The 21241-nt window shown below is 66.9% G+C and carries 20 protein-coding genes; 2 read left to right on the top strand and 18 right to left on the bottom strand.

Annotated elements, in window-relative coordinates; translation table 11 throughout:
* Positions 1-42: 42 nt before the first annotated feature.
* The 6 genes from fabG to ACS5PK_RS19800 form a co-directional block, all read right to left on the bottom strand.
* The gene (fabG, locus tag ACS5PK_RS19825; protein WP_439441994.1) at positions 43-786 is read right to left on the bottom strand and encodes a 3-oxoacyl-ACP reductase FabG; all 744 of its coding nucleotides are present in this window, start codon (positions 784-786) and stop codon (positions 43-45) included.
* A gap of 29 nt (positions 787-815) precedes the next feature.
* The gene (gene fabD / locus ACS5PK_RS19820; RefSeq protein WP_439441993.1) at positions 816-1757 is read right to left on the bottom strand and encodes an ACP S-malonyltransferase; all 942 of its coding nucleotides are present in this window, start codon (positions 1755-1757) and stop codon (positions 816-818) included.
* 35 nt (positions 1758-1792) lie between these two features.
* The gene (locus ACS5PK_RS19815; protein ID WP_439441992.1) at positions 1793-2794 is read right to left on the bottom strand and encodes a beta-ketoacyl-ACP synthase III; all 1002 of its coding nucleotides are present in this window, start codon (positions 2792-2794) and stop codon (positions 1793-1795) included.
* Positions 2791-3891: a phosphate acyltransferase PlsX gene (gene plsX / locus ACS5PK_RS19810; RefSeq protein WP_439442029.1), complete on the bottom strand. Its 1101-nt coding sequence runs from the start codon at positions 3889-3891 to the stop codon at positions 2791-2793. Before plsX ends, ACS5PK_RS19815 begins: the two co-directional genes overlap by 4 nt.
* Positions 3892-4165: 274 nt before the next feature.
* Positions 4166-4348, bottom strand: a complete 183-nt coding sequence (rpmF, locus tag ACS5PK_RS19805) for a 50S ribosomal protein L32 (RefSeq protein WP_183103007.1) — start codon at positions 4346-4348, stop codon at positions 4166-4168.
* Positions 4349-4746: 398 nt separating this feature from the next.
* Positions 4747-5304, bottom strand: a complete 558-nt coding sequence (locus tag ACS5PK_RS19800) for a YceD family protein (protein WP_439441991.1) — start codon at positions 5302-5304, stop codon at positions 4747-4749.
* A gap of 60 nt (positions 5305-5364) precedes the next feature.
* Here ACS5PK_RS19800 and ACS5PK_RS19795 point away from each other — a divergent pair, with 60 nt between their 5' ends.
* On the top strand, positions 5365-5988 hold the full coding sequence (locus tag ACS5PK_RS19795) for a Maf family nucleotide pyrophosphatase (RefSeq protein WP_439441990.1): 624 nt from the start codon (positions 5365-5367) through the stop codon (positions 5986-5988).
* Positions 5985-6764 (top strand): SAM-dependent methyltransferase, encoded by a 780-nt coding sequence (locus ACS5PK_RS19790; RefSeq protein WP_439441989.1) that lies wholly within the window; start codon positions 5985-5987, stop codon positions 6762-6764. Before ACS5PK_RS19795 ends, ACS5PK_RS19790 begins: the two co-directional genes overlap by 4 nt.
* A 67-nt stretch (positions 6765-6831) precedes the next feature.
* Here ACS5PK_RS19790 and ACS5PK_RS19785 read toward each other — a convergent pair whose 3' ends face one another.
* The 12 genes from ACS5PK_RS19785 to ACS5PK_RS19730 all read right to left on the bottom strand — a co-directional run bounded on the left by ACS5PK_RS19785 (position 6832) and on the right by ACS5PK_RS19730 (position 21191).
* Positions 6832-8289, bottom strand: a complete 1458-nt coding sequence (locus tag ACS5PK_RS19785) for a DEAD/DEAH box helicase (RefSeq protein ID WP_439441988.1) — start codon at positions 8287-8289, stop codon at positions 6832-6834.
* 73 nt (positions 8290-8362) lie between these two features.
* Positions 8363-9457, bottom strand: coding sequence for an MraY family glycosyltransferase (locus ACS5PK_RS19780; protein WP_439441987.1), 1095 nt, complete (start codon positions 9455-9457; stop codon positions 8363-8365).
* A 7-nt stretch (positions 9458-9464) separates the two neighbouring features.
* Positions 9465-10631, bottom strand: a complete 1167-nt coding sequence (locus ACS5PK_RS19775; RefSeq protein ID WP_439441986.1) for a Wzz/FepE/Etk N-terminal domain-containing protein — start codon at positions 10629-10631, stop codon at positions 9465-9467.
* Positions 10632-10639: 8 nt separating this feature from the next.
* Positions 10640-12529 (bottom strand): SLBB domain-containing protein, encoded by a 1890-nt coding sequence (locus ACS5PK_RS19770; RefSeq protein WP_439441985.1) that lies wholly within the window; start codon positions 12527-12529, stop codon positions 10640-10642.
* Positions 12530-12660: 131 nt separating this feature from the next.
* Positions 12661-13782, bottom strand: coding sequence for a non-hydrolyzing UDP-N-acetylglucosamine 2-epimerase (gene wecB / locus ACS5PK_RS19765; RefSeq protein WP_439442028.1), 1122 nt, complete (start codon positions 13780-13782; stop codon positions 12661-12663).
* A gap of 4 nt (positions 13783-13786) precedes the next feature.
* Positions 13787-14797: a polysaccharide biosynthesis protein gene (locus ACS5PK_RS19760; RefSeq protein WP_439441984.1), complete on the bottom strand. Its 1011-nt coding sequence runs from the start codon at positions 14795-14797 to the stop codon at positions 13787-13789.
* A 26-nt stretch (positions 14798-14823) separates the two neighbouring features.
* Entirely contained in the window at positions 14824-15708 is an 885-nt protein-coding gene (locus tag ACS5PK_RS19755; protein ID WP_439441983.1) for a dTDP-4-dehydrorhamnose reductase family protein, read from the bottom strand.
* A 5-nt stretch (positions 15709-15713) separates the two neighbouring features.
* On the bottom strand, positions 15714-16946 hold the full coding sequence (locus ACS5PK_RS19750) for a glycosyltransferase family 4 protein (RefSeq protein WP_439441982.1): 1233 nt from the start codon (positions 16944-16946) through the stop codon (positions 15714-15716).
* Positions 16943-18007: a glycosyltransferase gene (locus tag ACS5PK_RS19745; RefSeq protein ID WP_439441981.1), complete on the bottom strand. Its 1065-nt coding sequence runs from the start codon at positions 18005-18007 to the stop codon at positions 16943-16945. The genes ACS5PK_RS19750 and ACS5PK_RS19745 overlap by 4 nt, the downstream gene beginning before the upstream one ends.
* Positions 18004-18849, bottom strand: coding sequence for a 2OG-Fe(II) oxygenase (locus tag ACS5PK_RS19740; RefSeq protein WP_439441980.1), 846 nt, complete (start codon positions 18847-18849; stop codon positions 18004-18006). The genes ACS5PK_RS19745 and ACS5PK_RS19740 overlap by 4 nt, the downstream gene beginning before the upstream one ends.
* Before the next feature lie 36 nt (positions 18850-18885).
* Complete coding sequence (locus tag ACS5PK_RS19735; RefSeq protein WP_439441979.1) at positions 18886-20268, bottom strand: hypothetical protein; 1383 nt, start codon at positions 20266-20268, stop codon at positions 18886-18888.
* 2 nt (positions 20269-20270) lie between these two features.
* Positions 20271-21191: a glycosyltransferase family 2 protein gene (locus ACS5PK_RS19730; RefSeq protein WP_439441978.1), complete on the bottom strand. Its 921-nt coding sequence runs from the start codon at positions 21189-21191 to the stop codon at positions 20271-20273.
* Between the last annotated feature and the right edge of the window lie 50 nt (positions 21192-21241).

Below are 21241 nucleotides of genomic sequence, written 5' to 3'. Positions count from 1 at the left end.
GGGCGCAATCCAGGCGCCCGCAGGCGCCTTCACTTCAATCATTCAATTCATGAACATGCCGCCGTTGACGTGCAACTCCGTGCCGGTGATGTACGCGGCCTCGGGTGACGCCAGGAAGGCGACGGCATGGGCGATCTCCCGGGGTTCACCCAGGCGCCCGGCAGGAATCTGGCCCAGCAGCGCGGCCTTCTGGGCCTCGGGCAGGACTTCGGTCATGTCAGTAGCGATGAAGCCGGGGGCCACGCAGTTCACAGTGATGCCGCGGCTGCCCAGCTCTCGCGCCAGGGAACGGGTCATGCCGGCCACGCCCGCCTTGGCGGCAGCATAGTTGGACTGTCCCGGGTTGCCCGACGCCCCCACCACCGAGGTGATGTTGATGATGCGACCGAAGCGAGCCTTCATCATGGTGCGCATCACGGCGCGGCTCATGCGGAACACAGCCTTGAGGTTGGTGTCCATCACCGCATCCCAGTCGTCGTCCTTCATGCGCATGGCGAGGGTATCGCGGGTGATGCCGGCATTGTTGACCAGCACCTGCAGGCCGCCATGCGTCTTGACGATGTCATCCACCGCAGCATCGCAGGCAGCGGCGTCGTTGACATTCAGGACGATGCCGCGGCCGCCCAGGGCTGCCAGGGCCTCGCTGATGCCGGCGGCGCCGGATTCACTGGTAGCCGAGCCGATGACGGTATAGCCCTTCTCGGCCAGGGCCAAGGCGATGGCGCGGCCGATGCCTCGGCTGGCTCCGGTGACCAGGGCCACCTGGCCCTTGATGGTGTCGCTCATGGTGGTGTGTCTCGTCAGTCTTGTTATGTTCAGCCCAGCAGGGTCCGAGCCTCGGCCAGGCTGGCCGGGTCGAACACTGTGGCGCTCTGGATCTCGGCATCGACGCGCTTGGCCAGGCCGGCCAGCACCTTGCCCGGACCGCATTCAATCACATGACTGATGCCGCGGGCCTTGATGGCCTGCACGATTTCCACCCAGCGCACAGGGCCGAAGGCCTGACGGTACAGGGCATCGCGCAGGGCGTCAGCATCAGCACTGATGCCCACGTCGATGTTGTTGATGACCGGAATGGCCATGGGCTTGAAGTCCACGGCGACCAGGCGCTCGCGCAAACGCTCGGCGGCCGGCTTCATCAGGCTGGAGTGGAAAGGTGCCGACACGGCCAGGGGCAACGCGCGCTTGGCGCCGGCAGCCTTCAGCATTTCGCAGGCCTTGTCCACGCCGGCCTTGGTGCCGGCGATGACGGTCTGCTTGGGATCATTGAAGTTGACGGCCTCGACAGCCTCGCCCACGGCCTGCGCAGCAGCGGCGCACACCTCGCGCACTGCGGCGGCGTCCAGCCCCAGGATGGCGGCCATGGCCCCCACGCCCACGGGCACGGCTTCCTGCATGGCCTGAGCCCGGAAGCGCACCAGGGGCAGGGCCTCAGCCAGACTCAGAGCATCGGCGGCGACCAGGGCGGTGTACTCGCCCAGTGAATGGCCTGCAGCCACGGCGGGCTTCAGGCCGGTCTCCGCCAGCCAGGCGCGGTAGCAGGCAATGCCTGCGGTCAGCATCACGGGCTGGGTGTTGGTGGTCAGGTCCAGCTGTTCCTTGGGACCGTTCTTGATCAGGGCGCCCACGTCCTCACCCAGGGCAACGGAAGCTTCCTCCAGGGTGCGGCGCACCTCAGGGTGATCGCCCCAGGCGTCCAGCATGCCCACGGTCTGCGAACCCTGGCCGGGAAACACGAATGCAAAGCTCGCGCTCATCTTCTCGTCTCTTTCTTGTGCAGCAGGAAGGGGGATCAGAGGTCCAGCAGGACCGCCCCCCAGGTGAAGCCGCCGCCCACGCCTTCCAGCATGACGGTCTCGCCCTTCTTGATCTGGCCCGAACGGACCGCGGCATCCAGGGCCAGCGGAATCGACGCGGCCGAGGTGTTGCCATGCTGATCCACTGTCACCACCAGTTTCTCAAGCGGCAGTTTCAGTTTCTTGGCAGTCCCCTGCATGATGCGGATATTGGCTTGGTGGGGGATCAGCCAGTCGATGTCGGCGTCGGTCTTGCCGGCTTTGTCGAGCACGGCGCGCGCCACCTTCTCCAGCACGCCCACGGCCAGCTTGAACACGGCCTGGCCATCCATCTTCAGCAGCGGGTGACCCAGCACCTGGCCGCCGGAGACCGTGCCAGGCGTACAGAGGATGTCCACATGCCGGCCGTCAGCATGCAGCTGGCTGGCCAGGATGCCCGGAGTTTCGCTGGCCCCCAGCACCACAGCACCGGCACCATCACCAAACAGTACGCAGGTGGTGCGGTCCTTGAAATCGAGGATGCGCGAGAAGGTCTCGGCACCGATGACCAAGGCCTTGCTTGCGGCACCGCTCTTGATCATGGCATCCGCCACGGTCAGGCCGTAGACAAAACCGGAGCAGACCGCCTGCAAATCGAAGGCGGCGCAACCGGCGATGCCCAGCTTCTGCTGCAGCAGGCAGGCGGTGGAGGGGAAGACCATGTCCGGGGTGGACGTGGCCACGATGATCAGGTCGATTTCCTCGGCAGCCACGCCGGCCGCCTCCAGGGCCGCGCGGGCGGCCGGCAGAGCCAGGTCACTGGAGGTCTGGTCTGGTGCAGCGAAATGACGGGCGCGGATGCCGGTGCGCTCGACGATCCAGTCGTCGGAGGTCTCGACACCGTCACGGGCCAGTTGGGCGGCCAGTTCGGCATTGGTCAGGCGCTGTGCGGGAAGGTAGCTCCCGGTTCCCAGGATGCGGGAGTAACGGGGCGCAGTCAGAGTGGAACTTGTAGTCATGCAGCATGGGCGGCCGAAGTCGCCTTGTCTCCTGCACCACCTGAGTCACCCGGCAGGCTGCCGTCCGCGGTGGCGGGCATGGCCTGCAGCGTGGCGATGATGCGGTCGTGAACCCGGTCGAGCAGCCGGTTGCGGGCGGCATCATACGCCCTGTTCAGGGCTGTCTCGAAGGCGACAGCATCGGCCGAGCCGTGGCTCTTGAAGACCAGGCCCTTGAGCCCCAGCAGTGCTGCGCCATTGAGCCGGCGATGATCCACCCGGCTCTTGAAGCGCTGCAGAATGGGCAGAGCCAGCAATGCCACCAGCTTGGTCAACAGATTGCGGCTGAACTCGATGCGGATGAATGTGGAGATCATCGAGGCCAGGCCTTCGGCGGTCTTGAGCGCCACATTGCCCACGAAGCCGTCGCAGACGACCACGTCCGCCGTGGCCTTGAAGATGTCATTGCCTTCCACGTTGCCGTGGAAATTGATCTGACCGGCCGCATGGGCGGCGCGCAGCAGTTCGCCGGCGCGCTTGATGGTCTCGTTGCCCTTGATCATCTCCTCGCCGATGTTCAGCAGGCCCACGCGCGGCTCAGGCTTGCCTTCCACGGCACTCACCAGGGCGCTGCCCATGACGGCGAACTGCAGCAGGTGCTCGGCGCTGCAATCCACATTGGCACCCAGGTCCAGCATGGTGGTGAAGCCACCGGTCTGGTTGGGCATCACACTGGCAATGGCCGGGCGATCAATGCCTTCCAGCGTCTTGAGCAGATAGCGCGAGACCGCCATCAGCGCCCCGGTGTTGCCGGCTGAGACGCAGGCCTGGGCCCGCGGCTGCTCGCCGTCGGCCGCCTTGAGCTGCTGAATGGCCACGCGCATGGAGGAATCCTTCTTGCGCCGCAAGGCCACCTCGACAGGGTCGTCCATGGTGACGATCTCACTGGCGGGCACGATCTCGCAGCGCGGCCAGGATTGCGCCTCCTTCAGGGCCTCGGGCTGCCCGACAAGCAGCAGACCGGCCTCGGGATGGGCCGCAAGGAAGGCACGGCAGGCCGGCAGCGTGATGCTGGGGCCATGGTCCCCGCCCATGCAATCCACCGCCAGGCGGATCAGGCCGGGAGCCGCGGACACGGGCGCATTCGATTCAGCAGAGGACATCAGGATTCGGACCGGAACTGGGCACATCGCCGACCGCACGGTCGGCATTGCTTGCGCAAGCCGCGCACCTTACGCGAGCCCCCGTGAGGGAGCAAGCGGACACACCCTGTAGCAAGCCTCATTGCGAGAGCTCAAGCACAAAAGCCCGGCGACGCATCAAGCAGCGAGCCGGGCTTTTTCACAGACTTGTCATTGACTGAGGCACCGCGGCGGGTGCCAGACAGATCAATCAGGCGTCTGCCTTGGTCTTCAGGACCTTGCGACCACGATAGAAGCCGTTGGGGCTGATGTGGTGACGCAGATGCACTTCACCGGTGGTGGGCTCGACGGCGGTGCCCGGATTGGTCAGGGCATTGTGCGAACGGTGCATACCACGCTTGGAAGGCGACTTCTTGTTTTGCTGAACGGCCATGGTGAATTCTCCTGGGGCTTCGGTGATTGAGGCTTGCTCGGCGGGTCCAGGCACTCACCAGCACGAATCGCGGCATCTGCCAGGGCACTGCTGCCCTGCGCTGCCATCGCGTGAATCGTGCGCGTACCCGCTACCGACGCCTCGGCATCCCGTCCTCTGCTCCTGGTCCAGCTCACCCGAAAATCACATTCACGGGTCAGCGTTTCTCAATAGCAAAGCGGGGAAAGCCTGCGATTCTAGCACGGCTTGGCCAGCATTGGAAATGTGTGCCATGCAAAACGCCTGGGCCGGCCGCAGAAACCTCCATGAGCAACACCCCTGCGCACAGCACCTGCCAGGATGCAGCCAGGCCCGTGAGACCCGTTGCAGCCTTGGACAGGCCAGGGGCGCGAGGCCTCCTAGGGCCGGCCCTTGCCTTTGAGTGCCGCCAGGGCGGCAAAGGGATGGGGTTTGTCCTCCGTGACCGACTCGGGCAAGTCCTCATCGACATGCGCCAGCGGCTGCGGGCATTCCTCATGGCGCGGCACAAGAGGCATCTCGAGCAGGAGCTCGTCCTCGATGAGCTCGCGCAGGTTCAGCGATCGACTCATGGCCAGCACGTCCTCGTCACTGTCGGCGTCCAACTGCGCAGCCATGTCCTCGTCGCGCACGAAGCGCAGGCTGCGCTGGACCGCCAGCGCTTGGGCATAGGACTGCAGACAGCGCTGGCAGACCAGCGACACGGTCGCTTCAGCCTCAAGGTGCAGCCAGGTCTGCGGCTCGGCGGCTCGCGGGTTCAGGCGCTCGCCGTGCACAGACCAGCGCAATGGCGGCCAGCTGGCAGCCGGCGATTCCTCGGAAGCCGACTCTGCCAGACGTGGCAGGTCGACCATGGACCACTCCCCTTCCAACTGCCCCGCATCGCGCGCAAAGGCCTCGACATCAAGCTTCAGGGGATCGAATTGACGCTGTTTCATGCCCGCAAGTGTACGAGCGCCCCTCATGGGCGGCACCGCAGCGATGGGACAATCCGCCGCATGAGCACCACCCTGCCCCCCCTCCAGGATGCCCGCGACGCCCGCCTGATCCTGGGATCCACCTCCCGCTACCGGCGCGAGCTGCTGCAGCGCCTTCACCTGCCCTTTGCGGTCTGCGCCCCGGCAGTTGACGAAACCCCCCTGCCCGGTGAGGCGCCGGCCGCGCTCGCACGCCGCCTGGCCCTGGCCAAAGCACGCGAGGTGGCCGCCCGCTTCCCGCAGGCGCTGGTGATCGGCTCTGATCAGGTGGCCGACCTCGATGGACAGCCCATCGGCAAGCCCGGCACGCATGAGCGCGCCGTCGAACAGCTGCGGTCCATGCGCGGCAAGACCGTGGTGTTCCAGACGGCGCTGGCAGTGGTCTGCCAGGCCAGCGGCTACGAGGCGCAAGACCTGGCCCCGGTCTCGGTGCGATTCAGGGATCTCGGCGACGCAGAGATCGAGCACTACCTCCGCACCGAGCAGCCCTACGACTGCGCGGGCAGCGCCAAATCCGAAGGCCTGGGCATTGCCTTGCTGGACGCCATCGCCTCCGACGACCCCACCGCGCTCATCGGCCTGCCGCTGATCCGCGTGGCCCGCATGCTGCGCGAAGGCGGACTGAACCCGCTGGAGGCCGCATGACGGCGACTGCCGGTCGCAAGGGTCGACTGATCCTGATGCCCAATACGCTGGACTTCGGTCTCGAGGGCGAAGCCGTGGACCTGCGCCAACTCATCCCCGACGAAGTCCTGCGCTGCGCCGCCGGCCTGCAGCACTGGGCTGCCGAGAACGCCAAGACCACACGGGCTTTTCTCAAGCGGGTCGACGCCCTGCATCCCTTGGCCAGGCCGCTGCAGGAAATGCAGATCCAGGAACTGCCCCGCCCACCCAAGGGCGGCAAGCCCGCCGCTGGCGACGAGGCCGCCTGGCAGGCGCTGCTGGCACCGGCATTCGCCGGCCACGACCTGGGGCTGATCTCCGAGGCAGGCCTTCCTGCCGTGGCCGATCCTGGCGCCCGGTTGGTCGCCCTGGCCCACCAGGCCGGCATCGAGGTCCTACCGCTGAGCGGCCCTTCTTCCCTGCTGATGGCGTTGGCAGCCAGCGGCCTCAACGGCCAGAGCTTCGCCTTCGTAGGCTATCTGCCGGTGGATGGCAGCTCACGCAGTGCGCGCCTGAAGGAGCTGGAGCAGCTCTCGCAGCGCTTCCAGCAGACCCAGCTGATGATCGAGACACCCTACCGCAACGAGGCCCTGCTGGACGCCCTGCTGGCGACGCTGCGCCCGGACACACGCCTGACGATCAGTTGCGGCCTGACCCTGGCCCGAGGCTTCAGCTGCAGCGGGACGGTGGCCCAGTGGCGCAAGAAGCGGCCAGCCCTGCCGGACAAGGTGCCGGCCGTGTTCGGACTGCTGGCCTGAACGGCCATGAAAAAGGCCCGCAACTGCGGGCCTTTGCTGGCGGGGCACCCGGGCTTGGCAGCCAGGATCAGGACTCGCTGGACGCCGTGGCCGGCTTGGCGCCGAACAGCGCCGCCACCTTCTTCTTGGGCTTGATGTAGCTGCTCAGACCCTTGACTGGGGTGGCGGCAGAGGTCCCACGCTCCCAGGCGGGCGGTTCCTCGTTGGACTGGGGCTCATAGGGCTTCTCGAAGAAGGCGTCGCGCGGCGCGGAGGGCGCCGACCGCGGCGCATGGCGAGGTGCAGCAGGAGCGCTGCTGGCACCAGCCTCCGAGCGGTCCTCCCACTCGCGGCGCGGGCGGCGCGGGCGGTCGTCTTCCAGCTCGTAGGGTTCCAGGTCCAGCTTGCGCTTGATGAGCTTCTCGATGTCAGCCACCAAGCGGGCATCCGAGCGGGCCACCAGGGTGACGGCGATGCCCGAGGCGCCGGCGCGGCCGGTGCGGCCGATGCGGTGGACATAGTCCTCGGCATTGAAGGGCACGTCGAAATTGAAGACCGCCGGGAGGTCGGCGATGTCCAGGCCGCGAGCGGCCACGTCGGTGGCGACCAGCAGGTCCACGTCGCCACGCTTGAAGGCATCCAGGGACTTCAGGCGCTCGTCCTGGGACTTGTCGCCGTGCAGGGCCGCGGTGCGCAGGCCGTCACGCTCGAAGGAGCGGGCCAGTCGCGCAGCACCCAGCTTGGAGTTCACGAAGACGATGGCCTGCTTGATCTCGCGCTGACGCAGGATCTGGCAGACGGTACGCCGCTTGTCCTCGTCCTCGACGCTGTAGAAGCGCTGCTCCACCGTGGAGGCCGTGGCATTGGGTCGGGCCACCTCGATCAGCTCCGGGCTCTGCAGATAGCTCTGAGCCAGGCGCTTGATCTCGGTTGAGAAGGTCGCCGAGAACAGCAGGGTCTGGCGCTGCTTGGGCAGGTAGCTGAGGATGCGCTGCAGATCGGGCAGGAAGCCGATGTCCAGCATGCGGTCCGCCTCGTCCAGCACCACGTACTCGACCTGGTTCAGCACGGCCGTCTTGGCCTCGATGTGGTCCAGCAGGCGACCCGGCGTGGCAATCAGCACCTCGACGCCGCGGCGCAGTTCCTCCATCTGGGGCTTGATGTCGATGCCACCGAAGACGCAGGCCACGCGCAGCTGGCTGTGCTTGGCATAGGCCTTGACGTTGTTGGCCACCTGGTCGGCCAGCTCGCGGGTGGGGGCCAGCACCAGGGCACGCACAGGATGGCGGGCAGGGGAGGCGCTGGCGTTCTCGTGGCGCAGCATGCGCTGCAACAGTGGAATCGAGAAGGCGGCCGTCTTGCCCGTGCCCGTCTGGGCTGCGCCCATCACGTCGCGCCCGGCCAGCACGACCGGGATGGCCTTGGCCTGGATGGGCGTCATCGTCGCATAGCCCTGGTCGGCCACGGCGCGCAGCAGCTTGGCGTCCAGGGGCAGCGTATCGAAGCGCGCCGGTGCGGCTTCAGCAGTCACGGTGGTGTCGGTCATAGCCTGCCATTATCGCCGGAATGCCTGACAAGCCCTTCCCGGATCGAATTGGGACCCGGCCGCCTGCTCAAGCTCAGCGTCGCAGCACCATCCAGCGCGGGGTGCGGAACTTCACGATGCGCCAGTACATGCTGACATAGCCGGCCGCAAAAAGCGCCAGGCACAACGCGAGCATGCGGGTGTCATCCCACCAGACCACGGCCGGGATGGCTGACAGCGAGCAAACCACCCACAGATACGGTGCGGTCATGGAATTGCGCCGGGTGAGCACCTGGGCATCACGACTGCCGATGGCCCAGCGCATCAGCCGCCTGTAGATCAGGCTGTGCAAGTGCACGCCGTCCGGCATGCCCACGGGCCGGCCCCGCACCACCTTGCGTCGATACATGGAGAACACGGTTTCCACCACGGGGTAGCCGCACAGCAACAGGGGGAACAGGGGTGAGACGGCAGGATTGCGGACCAGCAGCAGGATGCTCAGCTCCGCCAGCACGAAGCCCAGGAAATAGGCGCCCCCATCCCCGAGGAAGATCAGCCCCATCGGGTAGTTCCAGATGAAGAAGCCCACCACCGCAGCGACCACCGTGAGGGCCACGCCACCGATCCAGGGATCCCCCACGGTAAAGGCCACGGCCGCCACCCCTGTCAGCATGATGATGCTGCACATGGAGGCCAGGCCGTTGAAGCCGTCAATGATGTTGATGGAATTGCCAACGCCGGCCACCACGAAGACCGCCAGCAGCAGGCTACCCAAGGGCAAGCGCGCCAGCTCGTCCAGGCCAGGAATCGCCGTGTGGCTGATACGGGCACCGAGCAGCTCCGCCCCCAGCACGCCCGAGACGGCCAAGGCCAGCATGCGCCAGGACGGCGTGATGCGCTTGGTGACGTCCTCCATCAGGCCCGCCGCGAACGCGGGCAGGGACGCGGCCAACAGCAGCAGCGAGCCCTCTTGGCTGGACGGATAGCGCCAGGCCCCCACCAGCAGGGCCAGGGCCACACCGGCGAAGATGCCCAATCCGCCGATGCGGGGGACGGCACGGGCATGGAACTTCTGGGGACTGCTGAAGTCATGGTCTGCAGCCGCCCCGCCATTGGCGCGCAAGGTCCTCACCAGCACGAGGGTGACGGTCAGGGACAGCCCGAAACTCAGGGCCAGGGTGGACAGCATGATGGATTCAGCCGCGACCCAGCAGCGCCGGCAGCAGACCCTTGAGCTTGCGTCGGCGCTCCACGCTCGCGGGATCCCGCGGTGCACTGGCCTGCATCCAGGCCATGAGCAGCATGAAGAGTCCGACCGCCACAGACACGCCCGCCGCGATGAAGGCCCGCTTGGGTTTGCTCTTGCGATCCGGCACCTGCGCGACGTCCACCACCTGGATCAGCCCGCCTTCCCGTCCTTCGTCCACCTTGGCCATTTCGAACTGCTTGGCAAACAGTTCGAACAAGGTCTCCTGGTACTTGTACTCACGGTAGCGGCTGATGTAGTTGGCCCCGGACTCCTTGTCCTTGCCATCGGCGGACTGGCCCATGTCCCGCTCCACGCGGTCCAGCTGCGATTTCAGCCCGGAGACCAGGCCACGTTGCTGCATCACCTCCGGCGCAGAGGCCGTCAGGTTGGTGGACATGGCCTGCAGGCGGACCTCGGCGGCGGTGTATTCCGCGCGCAGCTTGGCGTAGGCCTCGGCGGCGGCCTTGGGCTCGGCCTTGATGGCGCCGCTGGACAGCCCGGCCTGCTGCAGCGCGAGCTGGGCTCGCGTCAGCTTGTCCTTCGTGTCCAGCAGATGCTTCTCGAAGAACACCTTGCGCTGCTGGGCCTCCGTGGTGGCGATCTCCGACGTGATACGGCGGAACTCGTCGACCATCGCGTTGGCCATCGCGGCGGCACGCTGGGGATCGTGGTCATCCACCTCGATGGTCAGCAGGCCGTCGCGCCGTCCGGCGGCCACGCGCAGATTGGCCCAGAACTTCTTGCGCACATCGGAGCGCAGCTCCTTGTCGTAGACCTCGGCCAGCTTGAAGCGGTCCATCATGCGATCGGCCACCGAAGTGCTCTGGAGCAGCGCCACATGCTGGTCCAACGGACTCTTGATGCCGCCCGCCGCTGCGCCAGCCAGCCCGGCCAAGCCGCCCAGCGAGGACAAGGCACTGGCGGCCAGCGACTGCTGCTGTTGCGGAGGCAGCACCACCGTGGCGGCCGTGAAGGTCGGCGCCACCAGGTAGCTGGCGCCCAGGGCCAGCAGGCCGCACAGCAGTGAAACGCCAACGATCCTGCGCCCCTGCCGCGCCACAGCCAGCAGCGTGTCGACGGGGTCCTGCTCCGGGGGCCTTGCGGTCATGCTCATCGGCTCGCTCATTTCAGGTTCTTCAGCGCCAGGGCACCCAGGCCGAACTGGTACAGGATGGTCGACCAGTCCTTCAGCTCCGCGGAGTTGCCGGCGTGGAACAGGTTCTCTGGGACGAAGACCGTGTCGCCCGGCTGGGCCTGCAGCGCTTCCACAGCGCCACCGCCGACGAACCAGCCACTGCTGCTGCGATTGCTGACCACGCTGCCATCCGCGCGGATGACGAACAGGCTGCCGGTATCACCGCTGCGCGCCGCGCCGCCGGCCATGGCCACATACTGCGACAGCGAGCGGCCATTGGCGAAGGCATAGCTGCCGCTGTTCATCACACTGCCATACACGCTCACCGACGAGGGCCTGATGGGCACCGTGAGGCGGTCACCGTCTTCGAGCGTCATGTCGGGCAGTTCGCGGGCATCCAGGGCCAGGCCCAGCACCACGCGACCGCTGGGACGCGCCTTGCGCAGACGCTCGACGTAACGGGCCAGGGCCGTGTTGCGGGCATAGACCTCGTCATTGGGCGGAATGGTCTTCTCCTTGCCCTTGACCATGCCGCGGGTCAGCTCGACCTCGAGGTCGCGCATGGCCCGCTCGTAGTTCTCGGCCTGGGACAGACGAACCGACTCGCGGCTCAGCTCTGCGCCGAAGAGGAAAGCCTCCGTCGTGAGACCGCCAGCGGCCCGCAGCGCGTCGCGCAGGGTGCTTCCGGCCGGCAGGATGTAGTCACCGGGGCGCTGGACCTCGCCATCCACCCGCACGCGCTTCATCTGCCGCGCGCTGGGCTGGGCCACGTCGCCAAAGCCCTGCAGGCGCAGCACGTCGCCGTTCTGGGCCGGCTGGGAGGCTTCCTTGACGAGGTCGACGGTGCGCATCTGGGTCTGGCCCTGCGCGTCGATGCGGTGGATCACCGCCTGCTGGCGGTTGGCCAGCGCTGCGGGACCGCCCGCCATGGCGAGCACGTCGGCCAGGCTTTCGCCGCCCTTGAGCTCGTAGATGGCCTGGCGGTTGACACTGCCTATCACGCCGACCTGCGGACCGATGGGCATCACGTGGATCACATCCTCATTGCGCAGGGTGCGGTCCCCGCTGCGGTCACCCTTGAGCAGCAGATCGTAGAGATCCAGCAGCACAGGTGCCTGTCCTTGGCGGCGCAACTGGATGTTGCGGAAACTGCCGACGGCGCTGGGCCCGCCAGCGGAGACCAAGGCCTGCAGCACGGTAGACAGCCCGCTGAGCGACTGCGCACCGGGCGAGCTGACGAAGCCCGTCATGTAGACGCGAATGGTGCGCACACGGCCCATCGACACGGACACGTCGAAGTTCTTGAACTGCTGCGAGGCTCGCCGCTGGATCGCGCTGCGCAGATCGCCGAAGCGCACGCCATTGACCGAGATCGTGCCCACGCGCGGGATGGTCAGTTGGCCGCTGCGGTCCACCACCAGGCGGAGGTTGGCATCCACGCTGCCCCAGAGGTTGACCTGCACTTCATCACCTGCGGAGAGCTGGTAGTCGTCCGGCACCGAGGTCGGCAGATCCAGGCTCAGGCCTTCGGGCGTGCGGGCCTGGGGCACCATCAGGTCGGCACCGAAGCGGCGCAGGGTGTCCAGCCAGTCGGCGTCGGCTCGGTCGCCTTGTGCCCGCGTGATGCCGGCCTGCTGACGCACGAAGAGTTCGAAGTCGCTGGGCCGGTAGGCCATGCGTGGGGTCAGGAACAGGTCGGAGTTGTCGACCCCCTGCTGCGCCTGCTTCAGTCGCATGAGCTGCTCGCGCTCGCGCTCGCGCTCGTCCTTGGTATTGGTGGGCAGGTTGAGCCTCACCGGACCGCCCACGGACTGCACGTTGTCGCCACTGCCCGTCGTGGCTTGAGCCCAGACAGCACCGGCGCTCAGGAATGCCATCGACACCAGGGCAGCGGTGCAAAGATGGCGAAGGGCTGCGAATCGAATCATGGGTCGGCGGCCAGTAGAAGTGGGAGGGTCGAGCGGCAAGCAGCCAGGCGACCGAATGCGGCGGGATTCTAGCGGCGCGATCAGGCCGGCTTGCGCCAGACCTTGCGATTCACGAAGCCGGTGTAGCTGATGATGATGCGCAGCACCTTGTCCGACACATTGGCGGGGGCATAGTCCTGCACCAGGCGCAGCAGCCGTTCGTCGCCACGCGGCTGGGAGGCCAGGATGGCCAGGCCATCGCGCACGCGGTCCAGGTCCAGGCCCACCATCATCACGGCGCCCTCCTCCACGCCTTCCGGCCGCTCGTGCACCTCGCGCAGGTTCAGGGCGGGGAAGTTGAGGATGGAGGACTCCTCGGTGATGGTGCCGCTGTCCGAGAGCACGGCGCGGGCATGGCGCTGCAGCTGGATGTAGTCGAGAAAGCCAAAGGGCTTCATGAACTGCACCAGGGGATCCATCGCCTGCTCAGCCAGCAGGGTTTCCAGGCGCTTGCGGGTCCGCGGGTGCGTCGAAACGATCACTGGCTCACCGTACTCCCTGGCCAGGGCATTGAGGATGCCCAGCAGCTTGCGCAGGTTCTCGGGCGAATCGACGTTCTCCTCGCGGTGCGAGGAGACGACGAAGTAGCGGCCAGCGGCCAGGCCCTGGCGCGCCAGCACGTCCGAGGCCTCGATGCCCGGCCTGTAATGCTCGATCACCTCGCGCATCGGGCTGCCGGTGCAGATGATCTGGTCGGGCGGCAGGTTCTCGCGCAACAGGTAATCGCGCGCGATCTGGCTGTAGGTGAGGTTGATGTCCGAGGTGTGGTCGACGATGCGGCGGTTGATCTCCTCGGGCACGCGGAAGTCGAAGCAGCGATTGCCCGCCTCCATGTGGAAGATGGGCACCTTGCGGCGCTTGGCCGCGATCGCGGCCAGGCAGCTGTTGGTGTCTCCGAGGATCAGCAGCGCGTCGGGCTGTTCCTGCTCCAGCACCCGGTCGACATGGGCGATCACCTGGGCGATGGTCTCTGCCGCCGTGCTCCCGGCGGCCTCCAGAAAGTGGTCAGGCCTGCGGATGCCGAGGTCGCTGAAGAACACTTCGTTGAGTTCGTAGTCGTAGTTCTGGCCCGTGTGCACGATCACATGGCGGCAGTGGCGGTCCAGCTGCGCCATCACGCGCGAGAGGCGGATGATTTCCGGTCGTGTCCCGACCACGGTCATGACCTTAAGCACGGACAGCCTCCTGGATCAGCTCGAGTTGCATCAGCACCTGCTTCACTTCGTCCACGCTCAGACGCTGGGTGTTGTGCGAGGTGTAGTCGTCGATCTCGGAGATGGCAGTCTCTCCCTCGACGAAGTATTTGGCGTAGTTGAGGTCGCGCGAGTCGGCCGGGATGCGGTAGTAGCCACCCAGGTCCTCGGAGCGCGCCATCTCCTCGCGCGAAACCAGGGACTCGTACAGCTTCTCGCCATGGCGGGTGCCGATGATCTTGATCTCGTTGTCCTTCTTCAGCAGCTGTCGCATGGCCTCGGCCAGGTCACCGACGGTGGAAGCTGGCGCCTTCTGCACGAAGATGTCGCCAGGCCTGGCGTGCTCGAAGGCATACAGCACCAGGTCCACGGACTCCTCAAGCGACATCAGGAAGCGCGTCATGCTGGGATCGGTGATGGTCAGCGGCCGGCCCTCCTGCAGCTGCTGCAGGAACAGCGGGATCACCGAACCACGCGAGGCCATCACATTGCCATAGCGAGTGGCTGACAGCACAGTCTTGCTGGGGTCGCACAGGCGGCTCTTGGCCACCATCACCTTCTCCATCATGGCCTTGGACATGCCCATGGCATTGATGGGGTACACCGCCTTGTCGGTGGACAGCACCACGACGCGGCGTACGCCCTGGGCGATGGCGGCACGCATCACGTTCTCGGCGCCGACCACATTGGTCTTGACAGCCTCCATGGGATAGAACTCGCAGGAAGGCACCTGCTTGAGCGCAGCGGCGTGAAAGACATAGTCCACGCCGTTCAGGGCGTCGTGCACGCTGTCGTAGTCGCGCACATCGCCGATGTAGAACTTCACCTTGTCGCTCTTCAGCGCAATGCGCATGTCTTCCTGCTTCTTCTCGTCGCGGCTGAAGATGCGGATCTCGGCGAAATCAGACTTGAGAAAGCGGCTCAGCACGGCATTGCCGAAGCTGCCGGTGCCACCGGTGATGAGGAGGACTTTGTCTTTGAACATGGCGGGTCTCGGGATTCGATGGCGGTTCAGGCGAAGTCGTGCATGCGACGCACCAGTTCCGGCCAGGCCGGCGGCTGGTAGCCGGTGAGTTCGCGGAAGCGGCTGGAGTCCAGGGACCGGTCGATGACCAGGCGCTCGTCAGGATCGATGCGCGTCTCCCGGCCATAGACCTGGGCCACCAGGCTCAGCAGCGCGTGCTTGTCGATAGGCGCGGCGGACACGTGGTAGGTGCCGCGCAGTTCCGGACGCGGCAGCACATGCGCCTGGATCACGCGGGCCAGCTCCACGGTGGGCAGGCCCGAGAACACCGCCTTGGTGAAGCCCCGCACGGCGCCGGACTGGGCCAGGAACCAGCCCACCAGGCCATGGTGGCTGTTGAGCTCGTGGCCAATGATGGAGGTGCGCAGGGTCACGGCATTGGGGTAGTCCACCTCGCCCATGAGCTTGCTGCGCCCGTAGAGGTCCGTGGCATCGGGCACGTCGGATTCCTTGTAGAGCCCGCGGCGCCCGTCGAACACGCAGTCGGTGCTGACATGGACCAGTCGCGCCCCGGCCACCTGCGCCAACCGCGCCAGGCGGTGGGGCAGCAGGGCATTCAGCGGGATGGCCGTCAGGGGGTCGTCGGCTTCGGCCAGTTGCTTGACCACGCCCACGCAGTTGATCACCACCTGGGGCCGCGTCTCGGCGAACAGCCGCGTCAGGCCATCGAGGTTCTCGACATCCACGCCGACCATCAGCCGCGCCGCCGGCGCCATGGCCTGCAGGCGCTGGGCCGAGGCGCTGCCTCGAACAGACCCGATGACCTCATAGGCCGGATCTTGCGCAAACCAGCGCAGCACGGCATTGCCCAGCATGCCGCTGGCACCCAGGACCAGCACCCGGCAGCGGCCGGCGGTATCTTGCAAGTTCATCGCTCTCACTTTCCTCGAAGCAGCGCACAGGCGCGCTCGAAATGTCCAACAAGATCCCGCGCCAACTGCGCAGGATCGAAATGTGCACGGTAGTAGCGGCGACCGGCCTCGCCCATCTCCGCCCGCTCGGCCGGGCTGCGCTGCAGCAGCGCCCGCACCGCGTCGGCCAGGCCCTGGGCGTCCTCGGCGGGTGCGCTGAGGCCGGCCCCGGCTTCGGCCAGGACTCGGGCCCCTTCACCATCCAGGCTGGCCAGGATGGGCCGGCCTGCCGCCAGATAGGCCTGTATTTTGCTCGGAACGGTCTGGGCCAGCGCCTCGCCGCGGTTCAGGCTGACCAGCAAGGCATCGGCACGCTCGAAAAGCGCCGGCATGCAGACCGGGTCAAAGCGCCCGGGCAGCAGCACTTGATCCAGGCTGCGGGCGTGCACCTGCTCCCGCAGCCAGGCGCTGCGCGCCCCGCTGCCCACGAGCACCCAGCGCACCCCGACCTCCTTACCCACGAGTTCGGCCGCGTCCAGCACGCAGTCCAGGGCCTGGGCCGTGCCCAGGTTGCCGGCGAAGACGATGTGAAAGACCTGACCCCAGGGCAGAGCCGCCAGGACCGGCGGCAGCGGCGCCGGCTGCGGCTGTTCACGGTCGCCCGGGTTCAGGTGCACCGCCACTGGCGTAGAGCCTGCCATGCGGCTCACCGGCGCCAAGAAAGCCTGGGACTGCACCAGCAGCAGGTCGCAACGCCGGTAGATCCAGCGCACCACCACGGCCACGGCAGCCAGCGCGCTGCGGTTGCGGACAAAGCCCGTCACCTCCAGGCTCTGCGGCCACTGGTCCTGGACCCAGGTGACCAGGGCGGCGCCCTTGATCCACTTCAGCACGATGGCGCCTATGGCCTGAAGAATGGGCGAGGTGCCGTAGACAAAGATCAGATCGAAGCGCCGCCCGCGCAGGGCCCAGGGGCCCAGCAGCGCAGTGCTGAAGATGAAGGACAGATAGTTCAGCACCAGGCGAAACGCCCCGCCCGACCCGCGCGGGCACAGTGGCACACGCACGATCTCGTAGCCCTCGTGGCGCTCGGTCTGCACGCCGCCCACGCGATAGCCAGGGTACAGCCGGCCCTCCGGGTAGTTGGGCTTGCCCGTCAAGACAGTCACCTCGCAACCCTGCTCGACCAGGGACTGCGCGACCTCGTTGATGCGGAAGGATTCAGGCCAGAAATGCTGGCTGAGCACCAGCACCTTCACTGCGGCTCCGTCATCAGCGCGGCCAGGAAGGCCTCAGCACCCGCAGGTTCCAGCGGCGACTGCAGGCGGCCGTCAAAGCGACACACAGCGCGGGCCATGGACACCGCAGACAGCGGGTCGAAGGTCTGAACCGGCACGCAGACATCCCGTACATAGTCCAGCTCGCTGGCCAGCACCGGGCAGCCGGCCTGGCGCGCCTCCATCAGTGGCAGCCCAAAGGACTCGCTCAAGGACGGGAACACCAGCGCCCGGCAGCGCCTGTACCAACTCAGCAGTTCCTCATGCTGCAGCACGCCCAACTGGCGGATCCGCAGGCCATTGGCCTGCGCCTGTTGGTCGACCCAATCGCGCAAGGCCTGGTCCTTGGCCCCCAGAGTCAGGCCCAGTGACGGGCGCCATCCCTGTGCCGCCAGCAGGCACCAGGCCTCTATGAGGCGGCGGTGGTTCTTGTGCGCCTCGCCGTCAGCGACGTAGAGGAAGTCGAGCTCGGGCGCCTGAGCGTCGTGCGCCGCGGGCGCCGTGCATGCAGGCATGGGGGGAAGAAAGGGCAACACCTGCACCGGCGGCATGCCCGCCCCGCCGCCGCCCCACCAGCGGGTCAGCGCCGCCGCCATGGATGGCGTCTGCACCCAGTATCGATGCACGCGTCCGCGTCCGCGTCTGAACAGCCCCTGCTCGAGATGCAGGCGCAGCCGGGTACGCAAGCGGTAGCTGCCGAGATCCACTTCGCCGAGGTAGTTGCGATTCTGCAGAAAGACCTCGACGCAAGCAGCCGTGGGCCACAGCAACGGCAGACCGTGGAAACACAACAGGCGGTCCTCGGGCCGGCCCTCGCGAACGGCGCTCCATTGCGCCTTCAGGCGCGAGACCGGCGCGGGCATCACCCAGCTCACCTGCGCGGACGCAGGCAGGGCCAGCGCCTCGCGTGCACGGGCGTCCAGCCAGGCGCGCAGCGGCCTGTCTGCAGGCCAGGCGGCCAACAGCGACTTCAGCAGCACCAGCCCGCCGCCGGTGTGCACATTGGGCGCATACAGCAGCAAGCGCCCGCCTGCAGCCTTCACTTGCGCGTTCCTTCGTACACGTCCTTGCGGCCCAGACCCTGCGGCACGAGCTTGCGCAGCCCCTGACGCAGATGCCCATCCAAGCTGGCCAGCAGGCGCTTGAAGGGTTGGTGCGGCCAAGCGCTGAACGAGGTCACGTTGAAATAGGGGGTGCCCGTGGGCGATGTGGGCGAAAAGTAGTAGTTCGAGACACAGCGCCGCACCTCATTGGCGACGACAGGGCTCACTGAATGCCAGGAGGTCGGTGTCGTCTCCATCAGCGCCAGGCGGTTGAAGCGGCTGACGATGGTCGTGCGCGTGCGGACACGGCGGTCCCACAGCTCAAGGTTGCCCCCCTTCTCGTGCGACCAATCCGGCGACACGTAGTACAGCAGGTTCAACGTGCGGTAGCGCTGCCGGCTTGCTTCATGGGAGTTGTCGATGTGCGGGCCCAGGAAATGCCCCTGGACCATGGCGCTGAGCCCACCGGCATAGAGCTGCGCATCGGGCTGCTGATCCTGGATGCCGGTGATGCGCTCGACCACCGCGACAACACGCGGGTCCTGCACCGCGAAGGTGATGTCGGCCATCAGCGGACTGAATCGGTCGAAGTCCTTGGTCGTGTACTTCCTCTCCCGGAAGCTGTCCATCAGGCGCATGGACTGCGGCGCCGGAAAGGCCTCGGAAACCTGCCGTGCCCATTCCTGCGGCAGCAGGTCGTCAATGGCGACGTAGCGCACGCCCACCTCGCCCGCCGAGGCCTGGAAGGCAGCCTGGGCGCGGTCGGCGTCAGCTTCCAGGCGGTCCAGGATGGCTTGCACCAGTTGCTCACGGCTGGGCATGTGTTGGTACTGTTGTGTCATGGGGAAAGTAGGGTCCGTGCGAAGGAAGGCCGGCACTCAGACGGAGTCCGGCACGGGGCGGCGCTGCTCCACCAGGCCGAAGGGGCCGCGCAGCACCAGGCCGAGGATGAAGGCCAGCACGAGCATCTGCAGCAGAAAAGGGCCCAGCAGGCGCGGGAAGCTCAGCTGCGTCAACGCATTGGCAACGGCACCGCAGATCAGGGCCACCGGGACCATCTGGTGGCATAAAAGCCGCCTCACCAGCGCCTCGAAGGCCAGACCCATGAGCGTCATGACCAGCACGAGGGCGAACACCCAGAAGAGCTCACCGCACAGGCTGACAACGCCGAAATAGCCCGGCAGCGTCAGGAATGTCAGCCCCTTGAGCAGTTCGTACTTGCCGCCGGAGAGCTGTTGATAGATCGAGTCCACGCCCATCGCCGGGTCTTCCGCCATCAAGCGCCAGAACAGGTCCATGGAGCGCACCGGCTCGGCCACGGCGACCATGATGGCCTCGGCACCCACCCAGCGGTCCACCACCAGCAGGCCGCTCTCGAGGAGGAAGAAACCCAGCATTTCGCCGTCGCCTCCGCTGACGCCCGAAAAGACCTTCACGCGGTAGATGGACACCGCCACCAGCACCAGCGAAACAAAGCCGCCCAGCATCAGCACCGGCAGCTTGCCGAACTGGTGCTTGCCCCAGCGCGACTGGAGGTAGTGAGCGGCCAGCAGGATGGGAATGGCCTGCATCACGACAGCTGCTCGGCTGGCCATGGAGACCGAGGCCATGGAGGCCACCATCAGGATGGCAAAGGCCGCCGCAGGCGTCATCTGCTGCCGGGCCGCCACGTCACGCGCCACAAAGGTGGCCAGCACCATGGCGAAGCCGATCAGCGCCATGAAGGCCAGCGGCGCATTCAGCGCGAAGGGCAGCGTCACCCGCGCATTGACCCCGGTGACGAAGAAGGCTGCCACGTTGTTGATGAGATAGAAGACCGCCGCCACGCCGATCAGCACGGCCCACTGTCCGCCCGTGACGCCTCCGGCGCGGAACTCCCATCGCCGCTCATGAGGCGGTCGGCGGTCCCAGACCATCAGGCTGAGCACCCGGCCGATCAGCAGGGCCAGCCCGATGACGATGGCGAAGTCGTAGTACTCGCCCCACTCGGCGAGCGAGCCAGAGAAATTGCCAGCAGGCTCGACGTAGGGCAGATCGGAGGCGCTGTGGGCCATGACCTTGAACCAGCAGCCCAGCACGTAGAACACGGACATGAAGCTGTAGAACCAGGACACGAGGGTCGTCCGCATCAGGATCAGCAGGCCCATGCTGACAGCCGTGAGAGCCCACAGCCGCCAGCCGTGACCCGCGCTGGACTGGGCCGCCAAGGCCAGCAGCAGCATGGCGGGCATCAGTCCCCACCAGAACAGACGACCGCGCATGCTCAGGACCCTCCCAGGGCAGCGCGCCATTGATACCAGCGACGGCGCAGCATGCCCACCAGCAGCTGACGCCAGATGCCAAGCTCACCCGCCATGGAGGGCTGGAGACGCAAGGCCCTGAAGAAGGCGCGCAGGGCTTCGCCCGGGCGACCCGACTGTCCGTGATTCTTGGCTGCGATGGCATGGGCCCTGGCCAGCGCCCGCCGCGCCAGGGCCGTGCCCGGCTGATCGGACCAGTAGGCCTGCACGACCTTCACGATTTCCTCGGCGCGCTCCGGCGGCATGGCGCGAAACGAGGCCGATCCCTCGTGGATGCGGTATTCCGCCAGCAGTTGCGGCACCCGCACGAAGCCCCCTTCCCGCGAGGCGCGCAGCCAGAACTCGAAGTCCGGCACCTGCCTGAGCTCAGGGCGCCAGCCGCCCTGGCGCTCGAACACCCGTCGGCGGAAGAAGGCGCCCGGGCCGGGCTGACAGACCAGGGAGGCACGCAGCCGATCATGGTCAAAGGCTTCGGTGTACGACTCGCGCAACCGGCGCCCCTCGGCGTCAATCAGCCAGAAATCGCAATAGGCCACGGCGGCCTGGGGCTGGGCCTCCAGGGCTTGGACCATGCGGCTCACCGCATCGGGCACCAGACAGTCGTCCGAGCTCAGGTAGGCGAGGATGTCACCGCGGGATTCCTGCCATCCCCTGTTGAGGGTGGCGGCCTGGCCGGCATTGGGCTGGTCAATGACGCGGACCCGCCCGGGAAAGCGCGCCGCCACCGACTGCGCAACGGCCAGAGACTGGTCCGTGGAGCCATCGTTGATGACGATGTATTCGAGCGCCGGATAGTCCTGCGTCAGCACGCTGAGCATGGTCGCCTCGAGGAACTCGCCCTGATTGAAGGCGGGAGTGACGATGCTGACGAGTAGGGGAGACATGAAACCCAGTGTGCGGCCTTGGGCCAGAAAGCTTGGCGCCGGCATTGTAG

This window comes from Roseateles sp. DB2, assembly GCF_051857535.1.
Taxonomy (GTDB): Bacteria; Pseudomonadota; Gammaproteobacteria; order Burkholderiales; family Burkholderiaceae_C; genus Roseateles_B.
Note: the sequence above shows the minus strand (reverse complement) of the source record. Positions and strands in the feature narration are given on the sequence as shown.

Excerpts from the sequence above, each read along its gene's own strand:
- ACS5PK_RS19795 (WP_439441990.1), top strand. The coding sequence starts at position 5,365 with ATGAGCACCACCCTGCCCCCCCTCCAGGATGCCCGCGACGCCCGCCTG.
- ACS5PK_RS19735 (WP_439441979.1), bottom strand. The coding sequence starts at position 20,268 with ATGCGCGGTCGTCTGTTCTGGTGGGGACTGATGCCCGCCATGCTGCTG.
- ACS5PK_RS19785 (WP_439441988.1), bottom strand. The coding sequence starts at position 8,289 with ATGACCGACACCACCGTGACTGCTGAAGCCGCACCGGCGCGCTTCGAT.
- rpmF (WP_183103007.1), bottom strand. The coding sequence starts at position 4,348 with ATGGCCGTTCAGCAAAACAAGAAGTCGCCTTCCAAGCGTGGTATGCAC.
- ACS5PK_RS19780 (WP_439441987.1), bottom strand. The coding sequence starts at position 9,457 with ATGCTGTCCACCCTGGCCCTGAGTTTCGGGCTGTCCCTGACCGTCACC.
- ACS5PK_RS19800 (WP_439441991.1), bottom strand. The coding sequence starts at position 5,304 with ATGAAACAGCGTCAATTCGATCCCCTGAAGCTTGATGTCGAGGCCTTT.
- ACS5PK_RS19770 (WP_439441985.1), bottom strand. The coding sequence starts at position 12,529 with ATGGCATTCCTGAGCGCCGGTGCTGTCTGGGCTCAAGCCACGACGGGC.
- ACS5PK_RS19760 (WP_439441984.1), bottom strand. The coding sequence starts at position 14,797 with ATGTTCAAAGACAAAGTCCTCCTCATCACCGGTGGCACCGGCAGCTTC.
- fabD (WP_439441993.1), bottom strand. The coding sequence starts at position 1,757 with ATGAGCGCGAGCTTTGCATTCGTGTTTCCCGGCCAGGGTTCGCAGACC.
- wecB (WP_439442028.1), bottom strand. The coding sequence starts at position 13,782 with ATGACCGTGGTCGGGACACGACCGGAAATCATCCGCCTCTCGCGCGTG.
- ACS5PK_RS19790 (WP_439441989.1), top strand. The coding sequence starts at position 5,985 with ATGACGGCGACTGCCGGTCGCAAGGGTCGACTGATCCTGATGCCCAAT.
- ACS5PK_RS19775 (WP_439441986.1), bottom strand. The coding sequence starts at position 10,631 with ATGAGCATGACCGCAAGGCCCCCGGAGCAGGACCCCGTCGACACGCTG.
- ACS5PK_RS19740 (WP_439441980.1), bottom strand. The coding sequence starts at position 18,849 with ATGACACAACAGTACCAACACATGCCCAGCCGTGAGCAACTGGTGCAA.
- fabG (WP_439441994.1), bottom strand. The coding sequence starts at position 786 with ATGAGCGACACCATCAAGGGCCAGGTGGCCCTGGTCACCGGAGCCAGC.
- ACS5PK_RS19815 (WP_439441992.1), bottom strand. The coding sequence starts at position 2,794 with ATGACTACAAGTTCCACTCTGACTGCGCCCCGTTACTCCCGCATCCTG.
- ACS5PK_RS19755 (WP_439441983.1), bottom strand. The coding sequence starts at position 15,708 with ATGAACTTGCAAGATACCGCCGGCCGCTGCCGGGTGCTGGTCCTGGGT.
- ACS5PK_RS19730 (WP_439441978.1), bottom strand. The coding sequence starts at position 21,191 with ATGTCTCCCCTACTCGTCAGCATCGTCACTCCCGCCTTCAATCAGGGC.